General features: G+C 65.3%; 9 protein-coding genes. 1 reads left to right on the top strand and 8 read right to left on the bottom strand.

The annotated features are described in order from the left end of the window. Positions 1–560 precede the first annotated feature (560 nt). The 7 genes from QRX50_RS19930 to QRX50_RS19900 form a co-directional block, all read right to left on the bottom strand. Positions 561–929: a hypothetical protein gene (locus QRX50_RS19930; RefSeq protein WP_285973440.1), complete on the bottom strand. Its 369-nt coding sequence runs from the start codon at positions 927–929 to the stop codon at positions 561–563. A gap of 830 nt (positions 930–1,759) precedes the next feature. Then, complete coding sequence (locus QRX50_RS19925) at positions 1,760–2,491, bottom strand: DUF2637 domain-containing protein (protein ID WP_285974508.1); 732 nt, start codon at positions 2,489–2,491, stop codon at positions 1,760–1,762. A 380-nt stretch (positions 2,492–2,871) separates the two neighbouring features. Further along, on the bottom strand, positions 2,872–4,188 hold the full coding sequence (locus QRX50_RS19920) for a tyrosine-type recombinase/integrase (protein WP_285973439.1): 1,317 nt from the start codon (positions 4,186–4,188) through the stop codon (positions 2,872–2,874). A 388-nt stretch (positions 4,189–4,576) separates the two neighbouring features. Further along, positions 4,577–5,248: a hypothetical protein gene (locus tag QRX50_RS19915; protein WP_285973438.1), complete on the bottom strand. Its 672-nt coding sequence runs from the start codon at positions 5,246–5,248 to the stop codon at positions 4,577–4,579. 19 nt (positions 5,249–5,267) lie between these two features. Further along, on the bottom strand, positions 5,268–7,538 hold the full coding sequence (locus tag QRX50_RS19910; RefSeq protein ID WP_285973437.1) for a hypothetical protein: 2,271 nt from the start codon (positions 7,536–7,538) through the stop codon (positions 5,268–5,270). After that, positions 7,525–8,049: a hypothetical protein gene (locus QRX50_RS19905; protein ID WP_285973436.1), complete on the bottom strand. Its 525-nt coding sequence runs from the start codon at positions 8,047–8,049 to the stop codon at positions 7,525–7,527. The genes QRX50_RS19910 and QRX50_RS19905 overlap by 14 nt, the downstream gene beginning before the upstream one ends. Positions 8,050–8,204: 155 nt before the next feature. Beyond that, positions 8,205–8,399, bottom strand: a complete 195-nt coding sequence (locus QRX50_RS19900; protein ID WP_285973435.1) for a hypothetical protein — start codon at positions 8,397–8,399, stop codon at positions 8,205–8,207. A gap of 451 nt (positions 8,400–8,850) precedes the next feature. Between QRX50_RS19900 and QRX50_RS19895 the strand changes: the two genes are divergently transcribed. Continuing rightward, positions 8,851–11,292: a hypothetical protein gene (locus QRX50_RS19895; RefSeq protein WP_285973434.1), complete on the top strand. Its 2,442-nt coding sequence runs from the start codon at positions 8,851–8,853 to the stop codon at positions 11,290–11,292. Between the two features lie 559 nt (positions 11,293–11,851). Here QRX50_RS19895 and QRX50_RS49585 read toward each other — a convergent pair. After that, entirely contained in the window at positions 11,852–12,892 is a 1,041-nt protein-coding gene (locus tag QRX50_RS49585; RefSeq protein WP_353074160.1) for a tyrosine-type recombinase/integrase, read from the bottom strand. Positions 12,893–12,913: the final 21 nt, after the last annotated feature.

Below are 12,913 nucleotides of genomic sequence, written 5' to 3'. Positions count from 1 at the left end.
ACCACCAGCGGTGAGCGTCGTCCTTTTCCGGCTCGAACCGCCATATTCCGCATTCGGAACGAGACAAATATTTGAGAAGCGCTTCTCCGTACCTCGTCTCCGCGGCAAACCTGCGACGAAACTGATCAAGGACCAGCTGGTTCTCGGTAGAAACATAGTTCCCACGCGACGCGGACAACGGTCCTCCAGAGTTTCCGAGCAATGGCCTTCGAGACCTAGTATATCGCCGAACCGCGGCGACACCTGTGCTGACACGCGTTACCGACTACCATCCTGCGCCGGACATCGGCCAGAAATACCTCACATGCCACGGGCATATCCGGTGAAATGTCGCCCTCCGCCCTGAGTGCCACAGTCCGGCCCTGGACAGCGGCGTTTGTACAGACCGAACGGCACGTCCCGCAACTGGGGGTTTTTCGCCGCTTCGGGGGTCTTGATGACGAGATTCTCGGTGTAGCCCTCGGTCGCCGCCTTTACAGTCAGGTCGACCCCCGGAAGAACCTCCGGGTATGTAGCGGTTTCTCCGGAAAGAGTCGGAGCCGGAAGGTCACTGGTCCACTTCATACTGCCGCCGTGCCGTCTTCTCCCGCCTGGACAATGGGCTTCGCGGCCGAGCCTGTGCCCCCGGGATTGAGGCTGACGTCCACGGTGACGGCTTTGGGGCCGATCGAGCCGTCGGGTCTTCGCACCAGCGTCGGGTCGATCGGCGCCCAGCCGGAGCCCTGCTTGACCCGCACTGGGTGCACGTACTCGGTCAACGTCCACGAACCATCCGGATTCGCGACCGTCTTCGACGTCTCCGTGGTCTCGGACGACACTTCGACCTGCTTGCCACCCGCACGGGCGCAGGCCGTCGCCGTCGCCTCGTCCGGCGCGGAATCCGGAACATTCGCAGCCGGAGCCGCGAACACCGGCTGAACCAGAGCCACCGAGCTGACAACAACCGCAGCCGTGACAACGACAGCGCGCACCAACAGAACGCACGGATATCCCCTCGCCACGAGCAACCAGCCAACCCGCTGGGCCCCCCACGAACCCAAGATCACCCTGCCAAATGCGATTAGTCAAAAAATAGACCAAGCGGCGTATTTAACGGAGAGCGGCCGCACTGGCCAAACCACACCTAGGGGAATTAAGCGGCAAATACAGCAAACCGGACCAGCACTGTGCGATCTCATCGCGACATGAGTCAACTCTCCGACATCCACCACATCGCCAGACGATCACCCCGCCGCAGGCAGGCGCGTAGCCGCGAGGACACACCATAGAGCGAGTCCACACTGCCCGATTCGGCCAAACGAAGACCCCGCCGCGAAATCACACACCAACGGATCCACACCGTCCCCGCGGCTGAGACGCCGCCCAATCAGGGTGACAGCCCAGCCCGCCATAACTGCTGGCTGGCCTGTGCGGCATCACCAACCCTGGAGCAAATCTGGAGCAGCGGCACGTGATCAACAGTGATCAACGGCGTCAAAATGCGCTGAGCTGCCACCAACTGCATCGCCCGACCAGCAGGTTCTCCATAACCGCAGGTCAGCGACTTGATCGAACCTCACTGGCAGTAAGAGGGTCACGGACTTCGCTCGTCGTCCGAGCTCGGTCGCGGCGACCATCTGCCCACCCTCACAACATGCTCGCCCAACCACAGCATGACGAAGCCGTGCAACCCCGCTCGCCTCCGGCATATCGTGGTCGGTTTGGCGCTGCGGCGCCTATGCGCTGATCACATGCACAGGCGCCGCAGCGGACCCCCAAGTCAGTCCGCTTGAGCGACGTCCACCCGGCCCAGTCGACCTTTCGGAATCTTGTTGGCAGCTCGCCACTGGCGCAAGACCCGCCGACCGTAGTTGTGCGTACCGGCCACCCGATCCAACTCGGCGCCATTCGGAGTCCGACCGCCGGCGGCTTCACGCAGGTAGTGCTCCCACATCCTCTGCTCGGCCGTCATCCCGCCCGGTGCGGACGAATGCGACACCGAGTGCAAGCCGACGATCTCGGCGGTCTCGTGAACCGACTCGTCGTCGAGACCGCGTTCGCTCCGCTCTCGGCGTGCGGCAGCCGTCTCGGAGCCAGTCTCGACCGCTGTCCGGCGCTTCAGTGCGCCGTTGAGCAGCTCGACCGCCAACAGCAACACCAACGGAGGACAAGCAGCCACCGTCACCTGAAGCACGCTGGGCATCGGCGCCGAGCCGATGTTAGCCACCAGCGACAAACAAATCCCGAACACGAACGCCAGCCACGCCACCCAACGACCTTCCGGCCGAGCACCATGGTGGCTCTTCCACAACTCAACCGTTGCGATCGTCAACAACCCGTCAACAAGCAGCGGCCAGATCGACGCCGTCACCCCATCCGCACCGAACCGAAGCGCGAACCCACGTCCGTGCCGATACGACGCATACGCCGCACCGAGAGCAACCACGCCGGTGCAGACGCACTGAACCGACAGAGCAAGGTCACGGACAACCCACCCGACCACGCGCCTCACAACCCCACCATCCCCAGCCGCGGCACACCCACCGGCTTCGTCCAGGTGCACGAGCAACGCCACACCGACCACCGAAGATGATCCAGACCAGGCAACACCACCCGGCACATGCGAGCCCGAGGCGAGCCCGAGCGTGCAGACACAGCCCGGCAAACCGCGGCACATCCCGACACCCCAGTGCCCCCAGACCCCAGGAAGACGACCTTCTCCGGCATCACTCGACACCATCCGACCTCTTAACCAGCGGGTTCGGGGTTCGAGTCCCTGATGGCGCACTTCCAGAAACCAAAGCCCACCAACGGTTTTCCCAATTTTTCGGGGTAACCGCCGGTGGGCTTTGATCTTGTGTGCAGCCCGCGTGCAGCCGACGTGTCGCCTGGTCAGTTACCGACCGCGACGAGCCGCGCCCGCGGCGACCCACTGCGTTGCCGGGGCACCACTACCTCGTGGATCCGGGCCCCACGGTGATAGCCCGCTCTCCGGACGAGCGCCGCTGTCGCATCAGCAGCCTGCTGCGCCAGGCACGGCAGCACACTCGTGTACGTGTCTGCAGTAAGCACGATGCTGGAATGCCCGAGCAAAGCCTGCACCACCCGCAGCTCGTTCCCCGCCGCGAGCGAAAGCGTCGCCGCGCCGTGCCGAAGGTCGTGGAACCTGATCGGCGGCAGACCTGCCTCGTCAACCAACGCCCGGAAACTGCGCGACACGTAACTCGGGCTCCACGGACGGCCGTGGTCGTGGGAGAACACCCAATCGCCGGCCGGATCCCGCCGGGCAAGCCGACGCAGCAGCGAGACGGTTCCCCTGTCCAACGCGACCAGGCGGCAGCTGGCATCCGTCTTCGGCAGGCAGACACCACGGCCATCACGCTCGATGAGCTGCCGCACCACCGACAGCGTCCGACTCGCCAGGTCGACGTCGCACCACCGCAGGCCCAACGCTTCCCCGCGCCGCAACCCTAGCAGCGCCGCCACGTGAAAGAGTGCATACAACTGGTGGTCACAGACGTGCTCGAGGAACATCGCGGTCTGCTCCGCCGTCCACACCGCGACGGGCGGACGCTCGCCGGTCCGGCGCCACTGCTCGACCCGGGCCTCGGTCCACACCATTGCACGGGGCCGACGCGCCGACGGCAACTCCACCCAGCGAGCCGGGTTGTGCACGATCAATCCGCGCCGGATCGCGCCGTTGAGCGCAGCCCGCAGAACTTCGCGGATCCGCTGCAGCGTGGTCGGCGACAACGGCCGGGACCGCGTCGCGTTCGCCCGCATCAACGCCGTGAACGCCGCCTGCACTTTCCCGACGCTCAGTTCCGACAGCGCAAGCCCGCCCACCCGCGGCTGCAAATAGTCCCGGATCAGCTGCCCATACAGCCCTCGTGTCGACGGCCGCAGCGCTGTCCTCGTCGCCAGCCACACGTCCAGCCACTGGCCCACCGTCACCAACGCCCGCCCGGGATCCACGTCGTCGCCGAGCCAGAACCCCCGCGCACGCTCAGCCGCGACACGCGACACAAACCCGCCACGCTGCAAACGACGCCGACCGCCATCACGACCCGCCGCCAGTTCGACCGTAAAGTACCAACGCCCGTGCCCGCGCTCGCTCAGCCGCGGACAACGCAGCCCCCACCGGCGGCCATCGGCCGGGTTGACGCATCCGCACCGCTTGAAGACCCGCCCACTGGATCGCTTCGCCATGACGCCTCCATTCACAGAGAACACCGACCCACCGAGGATGCGTGCGCGCGAAGACACCCTCCAGCGTCGGACGTCCAGGCACCGGTGCGGCCGCGGGATAGCGGACGCGGAGCGACTGGACGTCGAACGGTATGAGCACGTCGGGCGTCTCCAACATCGCGTTCCGTGGCTCCGCTCGCGGGGCGACGGAACTAGGGCGCCGACGACCTTGGCTTGGCGGTTTCGCCCAGCCATGCACGCGCGGAGGAGCTGTCAGCCAGTCGGCGGCGGGTAATGGCTTCGGCAGGATGCGGCCACGCGCGACGACGGCCCAGCCGTTCTCGCTGCCCACGCGCGGATCACCCGGGCGCGGTCGCGGTCGTCCGGCGGGGACGCGGTGCACCTCGGATCATTGGTTCTCAGGCAGGTGCGAGGCTACCTCGTCAGCCATCCGCTTGTTGCCGAACCGGACCATCTCGTCGGAAAGCAACTTCAGCAGTGCCTGCTTGTCCGCAACATCTAGATCTCGAATGAAGGCATCGAGGATGCGCGCGACGTGCAGCCAGCTCATCGATGGATCGTGCTCGGAGATCTTCGTGATCAGGTGCGTGATCTTGTCGTATACCCCCTCATCCAGCTGGTCAGGATGCTGCATGAACCAGTAGGACATCGCCGCCCCGGGATCAGTCAGCACGGTGTCTCGGAAGCGCTGCAGCCGCCGCAGTTCACGTTCTTGAGTTGCGTCGGCTAGTTCCTGCTCGCGGACCAGTTGCTCGTGATGTCGCGCCTGCCTGAGCGTCTCCGGCTCTACCGTGACAGTCGCCGAGGCATCGTGGACAGCGATCTCCGCCCCAGGCGCTCCGAGCCGACCCAAGGAAGCATTTATTTCGGCCTGAGCGGTGCTGAGGTGCGTGATCGGGGTCCGCGCGGCCACGTTCGCGGCGGTGCAAGTGAGCAGGGATCGCGCGGCCTGGTCGGGCTGAGATTGGCGGCGGGACGAAACGCGCAGCCGCCAGACGCCCTCGAAACGCGCGGTGAAGTAGAGGCCACGAGTACTGCTGGCGAGCCTTTCCGTGAACACGATGCGGCCACGTGGGCGCCTAAACATCCGGGTTGGCGACGGGCTGCTCATTCGGAGCTGCCGCGAGCCCCGGGGCATTGAGCATCTCGAGCTCCGGCGCGAGGCTCGCCACGTGAGAGAGCACCGACTCCCGCACCCGGGTGCGGGCCGTCTCCTGCCCGCCGGGTTGCTCAGGTGCCCAGACCACCAGTACCGAAGTGAGGTAAACGAAACTTCGCAGCGGCGTCTCAGTCGGCCCGGTCGGACGGACAGCGCCGGCGAGTATTCGGTGCAGGGGCCAGAGGAACTCAGGGTCGGTGACTGCCAGATCGAGCCAGCAACCGAGCGCGCCCAGCACTGCGTCGACTGGCGGTCGAACACGCATTACCGCGCGCCACCCGGCCACGAGACGCTCGTGTTCCGCGGATACATCCCAATCCTGCGTCCTGGCCAAGAGCTGAGGTTGGCCGGTGTTGTCGTCGCGGAGTGCGGCAAGTGTCAGGAACGCGGCCGCCCCGGCGCTGCGGCGGGCCGCATCTGCCGCGTTGCACCAGATGGAGATTTGGCGGACAAGGTCGGAACGCAGGTCGGCATTGCGCCACAAAGCCGCGACTGCAGCGCTGACTGCGCTGGCCAGTTCCGTGTTTTCGTCGCGCGCGAGTGTGGCGATACGGTAGAGCGCTGCCTTGGGATGGATTGTCGAGAGTTCGCCGGCGCAAACCTCGGCTACCATGGTCTTCATTGCGACGGACGGCTGCTCCGGCTTAGCCCAGGCCAGCAGCTCGTCGCGCATCTGTTTGCCCAAAGCCGGGTCCAGCGACGCAGCGGTGAGCAGGTGCCGCAGGATCGGTCTCACCTGCTCGTCAACAACCCATTCGGCGGCAACTTCGCGCAGCAATGTCAACGAGCGGTGCCGGACTGACCAGCGAAGGACATAGCTGGCGATCCGGTCGGTGACGGCGTCTGTTGGCAGGTCTCCCAGAGCTTGGGGCAGCCCACATAGCCAGGTCATGAATTTGGTCTGGAGGTGCTGGCGGTCGATCCAGAAGTAGTCGAGTATCGCGTCGGCATAGCCCGGCTTGTCGAAGGTGACCAGGTCGTCGTCGGCCAGAGTTGCACCGGCGTCGTGGGCCATCTCCAGGATGCCGGCGCCACGAAGTCCGGTGTTGTCGGGCCGGGATTCGCCTAGCGCCACCGCCAAGTCTCCGCTGGAGGTGAACACCAATCCGGCTGGGCACCCTTCCAGCACCGCGGCGGCCAACAGAAAGTGGCGGACCTGACTGTCGCGGTGAGCCCGGTGCCAGTCCACCAGTTGCTTCCGCCAGTTGCCGTGTACTCTCCAGACGGTTTCGACCCGAAGACGCAGCAGGTCGTCGCCGGTCGGTTCGGCACCGTCGTCCTCGGACAGCTGCGATGCAGATCGGGCTTCGACATCGATAATGGCATGTACCCACTGAACGGCCTCGACAGGTATGGCACGGGCAAGCCGGTCGCTGATCCGGGTGTCTGCCAGGTAAGGCCTGGCGTCGATCGGCGGAGTCAATACAGACAGGCGTGCCGTCACGATCGCGTCCGCGGCCACCGGCCGACAGGGATATTCGAGCTCAGCCGCGCCAGCGTTGGCTGTGTTCCAGAGATCTTCGTCGACGATCACCGCCAGATAAGACTCACGAGCACGCAGCCGGTCGCGTTCGCCCAGGAGCGCGCGACCAAATGACGACTCGAGTTGCGACTCGCCTCTCAGGTCAAGCAGCCAGCCTGAGAGGCGCTCGATACCGAGTGCGGCCACGTCCAGCCGATCATTGACTTCCCGACGCACTTCGCGCAGCACTACACCGGGCCGCTGCTGCAGCAGCGCGACTGCAGTGTGGTGCCGTCCCGAATCGGGGGCACCGACCAAGACGACGATGTGGTGCTCACGTAGGCGCTGCTGCGCTTCATGGAGGGTCGGTGGCTCGGCGAATGCCGTGGCGCACGCCGCGATGTAATCCGGCGTCAGGTCGTGGTAGTTCAGCAGACGCCGGACGTTTTCGACGATCCCCGCAGCCAGCCCCCCGCTCTGATTGCCAACGTGGATGTTGACCTGCACATCGCCTGGTGATCCGCGGCGGTACACCGCGGCGTCCTGGTATCCGGAATCACCGTCGCCAGGAGCCCCATCGACGGCAGTCCGAGACAGCAAGTGGCTCTCGGGTGTCGAGCCGGTCGGGTCAGGCACAGCAGCTTGGTTGCCCGCAGTTACCTGTTCCGTCGTGCCCTGAGCCTCTGCCGACACTGTGCGGGCCAGGCGCTCGTCGTCAGCCAATGTCATCGCCGTCGATGCCGATGATCGAACCACCAGTACGGACTTGGCCGACCACTTGCGTTACATCCGCGGAGCGGACGCGGCTGGCTCGGATGCCGATGGCCTCGTTGGCCAAGACCTCGATCCGCTGTTCCACGCGCGCACCAGTGCCGGGACGCTCCTCACCGTGGAAAGTGATGCGTTTGCCGTAGATTTGCTCCAGCAACTCCCGTGCTCGCGCCAGGTCAGCCCGCACCGCCGCGTCGGTTCCGTCGAGCCGTTCCGGCTTGCGCTCGTAGACGCTGAGTGTCCCGACTAGTTCCTGGATCTCCGGCAAGCGAGCTTCGACAACGGCCGACGTCGCGGTCACTGGGCCCAGTTCACCGCGCACAACTGCAGGTACCGCGATCTGTTCTACGTCTTCCTGGTCATGGTCGTCTCGAGAATCCAGTGTGTGCGCCAGACGGCCGAACAGAAAGTTGAACGCCTGGTTCAGCGCGGCTCCGGCCAATACCGGAAAACTTAATGGATCCACCATCCCGGTCCCCTCGCTCGAATAACCTTGTTATCTCAACAGTATTTCTGTCGGAGACCACAAGTCCACCGTGCAACCGTATCGACCGATCTTCGCGGCTCATCGCGTTTCCCAGATAATCACACATTCGGCGCAGGAAACTCCGAAGCCGATGACACTCAGTGCCCGACAAGATCACCCGTCGATCCGCTATGTTTGCGCCAACCGAGGGTCTCGCACATCACGTCCGCGACGACACCGGCGCCGCCGTCACGCACAGCACGCGCCATGGCGACGGCGTGGGTCAGCGCGTCGACGGCGGGGCGTTCGACCAACGCGCCGACTATGTCGCCCGACGCAGGCACCACGATCATCACCGGAGCATTCGGCTCGCCCCGCAGCGCGCACCTGCCGCACGTCCTCGACGTCGGCTCTGTAGACAGCCGCAGGGCTCATCGAGCCGGCCGCAGCTAGCGCAACTGGCGGATCGCGGGTAACCCTCGGACACGCCGCAGTGAACCGCACGTCAACACCGCATCCCTCGGCCAGCCGTCTCGGAGCAGCTTTCTTGTTCGTGGGCTGGCCGGGCACGAAAGTTCGCGCGCTCTGGGGTTTGTCCCGCGCGCCGTCACGTGCCGACTCCCCCCCAGCACCACCCGCCCGCCAGTGCGGATTGCTTGACCGGGTCGAGCAGTCCCATATTCGTGCTCGCCCCCTCCGTCGACCCTGCGATGCTCAGGTGCCGACGACAATGCGAACTCGGCCTACGAGCACCACGCCAAAGCGCCGATGCTCGCGGGCTCGGCACTTGGGTAAATTAACCCGATGAGCGGAAAACAGCAGAAGGCGCGACGGGCGAGACAGAAGCGCCAGAAGGCCCAACGCCAGCGTGCCACTGGCCACGCCGCGCCAGGCGTGGCCACCGAATTAGCCCTGATGGTCGAGCGGTTCGCTCAGTACACCGCAAATTCCGATGACAACTCAGGCGCTGCTGAGGCTGCTCGTCAACGGCTGCGGGAGCTGGCCCGGACGATCGAGCAGCGGGCCTGTGGCTTGGACCTGCTGAAGGCGGTCTCCGCCGTGCGCGTCGGAATGATCATGAAGCAAGGAAGTCACGGGATCGAGCAGTCTGCAGCCGCCCTCGAGGTGATCGCGCTGGTGCTGGCGTGCCGCGATCGCGCCGCCGAGCCGGTCGTTGTCCACCTGGACCCTGCACGGTTCACGCCGGATCCGCTGGAGGCGGCGGCGAGGGAGGCTCTGTCGGTGGGCAGCTTGATCGGCATTCTCGAATCCCCGCCGAGCAACGCAGAGCAGGCTGTCGTCTTCCGGTCGGTGCAGCGCGAGGTCAACCTGCGAAACCCGGTTTACCCACACATGCTGCTCGACACTTTGCTGGGGCTGTTCGGGGACGAGAAGGTCAACGACGTCTGCCGTGAGGTGCTCGGTTTCACTGGTCTTGAGGCGGTGCGCGTGATGGAGGCAGTACGTACCGCGCCACTGTCTTCTATCCAGCAACGTTTTTCTCGCATGGAAGACGCTCGCGACGCGTCGCTTCCTTACCTGGAAGCTTTCCGAGACGAGGAGCGGGATTCCACCTCAGCGCCTGATCCCGGCGCCGTTCGCGTGGCCCAGGCGATGTTCGATGCTGTGAGCGACCTGACGACGAATATCGGCGCGGCGACCCTCATCGACGTCAGCGCAATCGCCTCGTCCACAGGATACGAGCCGACCGTAATCGAGGCAGTGCTGGACACTTTCACCCTTGACAGCGATCTTGGACCTGACGAGACCCTGGACCGGTTCTTCCGCGGTGACAATCCGCTCCGGACAGCTCCGATCGTGGCCGATCCTGCCGGTCGGCGCGTCCTCGTTCACGATTGCCTGGCGCTACCCGCCGTGCGGGAGGTCATCGAGACCCGGCTCAAGGCGGCGGGGCGCATGACGGCCTACGAGGACCACCGTGGGCCGTGGGTGGAGAAAGCGGCTATCGACCTCCTCGAACGAGCCCTGCCGAACGCCCGCGTGTACCGGTCACTCAACTACTTCGTTCCCGATCCGCGAGCAGCGCAGCCCCAGCTCGAACCGGCCGATTTCACCAAGCGTGTCGAAGCCGACGGTCTTTTGCTCATCGATGACGTCGCGCTGATCATCGAGGTCAAGTCCGTCTCACTCACCGGCGAAGCACGCGGCGGCGTCGCTCGCCGCCTCCGCGGGAAACTCCGGGACATCATCACCTCGGCCGCTGACCAAGCCGGCCGTCTTCGCGACCGCATCCTCACCGATCAGCGCCTCCGCCTTGACAACGGCGAATGGCTCGACCTCAGCCGAGTGCGCGAGGTCCACACCATCGCGGTGGGCCTCGAAGACCTTTCCGGTGTCACCACCGCCATTCCAGCCCTGCTCGCCGCGGGGGTTCTCCGGCGCGACAACATCCCCTGGACCGTCTCGATACACGACCTGCGCGTCGTGTGCGAACTGCTCGACCGACCGAGCGAGCTGATCCTCTATCTCCGCCGACGCACCCAGCCGGAAACCACGTGGAAGTACCGAGCAGTCGACGAGCTCGACCTCTTCATGCTGTTCCTCGAAGCCCACTTCTTCTTCGAACCCGATCCTGAACGCCTCAACGCGGACCTACCGTGGTCGCTCGCACCACGGACCGGAGACCAGCGACGACATCGGGAACAGGTCCCTCAGGTGGTCGAAAGCAGGACCGAGCCGCTCGACGCCTGGTACTACGCCGACGAAGACGGCACCAACGCAGCCAAGCCCCGCTACAACGCCAACGACACCATCATCCGCTTGGTGGATGCCATCACCGAAGCCGCCGAGACCGGCTGGCTCGCGACCTGCACCGCGCTGCTCAGCCTGAACGGCGGGGCACAGAGAAAGTTCGGCCGCCTCGCCAAGGATCTCGCAAAGGTCGTCCGTCAAGATGGTCAGCATCACTCCGTGACGACGCTGCTGGGGGACGACACCGGACGGCACATGTTGCTCGTCTGGGCCTGTATCGGGCGCCGCGAACAACCGGCTGAAGCAGCCGAGTACCTGACGCCTTACCTGAAAGCCAAGAAGATCCAGACAGGTGCGTGCCGCGCGGCTTGCCTGATCTTCGACAGCCGCGGCCAGACCCTGCAACAGGTTCTGTACGACAACACACCAGTGGATCGAGACGCAGCGCCCGAACCAAATGCCGGCTTGTTCCCACTCGAACGGATGACCCGAAGCATCCCCCGTCCTGGACGAGCACAAAGACCGAAGCGGTAACACGACACCGAGCACAACGTCTGGCCCACACCCTGACGGGCGCAAGAAGGCGACGACCAAGGTCCGAGCCGCGACAACTCGACCAACTCGCGAAAACGGGCCAGTGTTGCGATCCCAGCACCGCCTCCTGAATGTGCCCTACGCGGAGATGCTCCGCCCCGCTCGGACCAACTTCACGAGGGCGCGCGACCGATCCGTGCCTACTCCCAGCGCCTTCCGGAGGTTTCGGCAGAGACCGGCCGCTGATACAGCTCACGATACCGCCGATACTCAAGCCGAGCCCAGTCCAGCAAATCAGCGTCCACGCTTTTGGCGGCTCGGCCGAGGTGCTGCCTGAGTCAGTGGTCTGGGCAACGCCAGCCGGACACTCGGCAACTGATACGGCAGCCAACGCCTGCAGCAGGGCCGGTCCCACCTCCGCCCAGCCGGTCAACAACAACGGACCCACTGCATCGAACAACGCCTTCCCACCTCGCCGACGATCAACGGCTCAGCAACGTTCAACGCCAAGGTCACCACACTCGCGGCCAACAACAGCCGCCGAGCCGGCCGAATCACCTCAGCAGGAGCGCCCCGCACCGACAGATCTACCGCAGGTGCCACCAGTGGAGCGACCCAGGCCGGCACTCCCAGCCGAAGCGCCAACGTGAACACGTTCCCGAAACCGGAAGATGAAGGTCAAAGCCACGATGACTCCCACAATCAGCGTGACCCCCGAGCGAACCGGACCCCGCCCCTCGGTTGGGCTCATCACGGCAACCCTCCTGTCCCGCAGTCCGCACCGCGCACCAGGACCGACCTGCACAAACACCTCGACAGAATCCGGCACACGCGAGCCCGAGAAGAGCCCGAGAGGTCGCGTACACGACGGCAGACGGTGACACAGGCCGACACACCAGCCACCTGGTGGCCCAGGAAAACGGCAATCTCCGGCATCACTCGACACCGTCCGACAGCTCAGGCCGCGAACTCTTAACCAGCGGGTTCGGGGTTCGAGTCCCTGATGGCGCACCCTCATTCCCCAGGTTCGGATCACCTCCGGTCTGGGGATTTGCGTTGCGTGGAAGCGAATCTTCCGGTTGCCCATCGTCCACAATGGCCGGTGACGTGCCCGAGTCGTGCCCGAGCTCTCGCGTTGCCGACCGCAGGAGCTCTTCGCGGTAGCCTCGGCCGCCGCAAGCGCGACTTCGGGCACGACGTCGTGCGAGTGTCCATGGTCACCGTGATCGACAAAATGCCTCAGCATGTGCTGCACAACCTTCATGTCCGCCCCTGCCTCGAGTGCCAAGCTTGCCGCGGTGTGACGCAGATCGTGCAGCCGGATCGGCGGCAATCCAGCACGACGGGTGAGCTCCTGGAACCGGGCCGCCACATCCGCCGAGCGCAACGGGCTGCCATCAGACTGGGTGAACAACAGGCCGATCTCGAACCACGCGGCGCCGAGTCTGGCCCGAGCGCCGGAGGCATTGGCGCCGGAGACGTACGCCTGGCCGCGGTGGTCGGGCTGGTGGATGGCTGGCTCGGCTGGGCGCACCTCGCCGCGGCGTTGCTGACGGCGTTGGTCCTCGCGCTGGTGCTGTCGGCCGTGCCTCGCCCGCATCAACGTGGTGCGGACGGCAAA

It is taken from the genome of Amycolatopsis sp. 2-15 (assembly GCF_030285625.1).
In the GTDB taxonomy this organism is placed as follows: domain Bacteria; phylum Actinomycetota; class Actinomycetes; order Mycobacteriales; family Pseudonocardiaceae; genus Amycolatopsis; species Amycolatopsis carbonis.
Note: the sequence above shows the minus strand (reverse complement) of the source record. Positions and strands in the feature narration are given on the sequence as shown.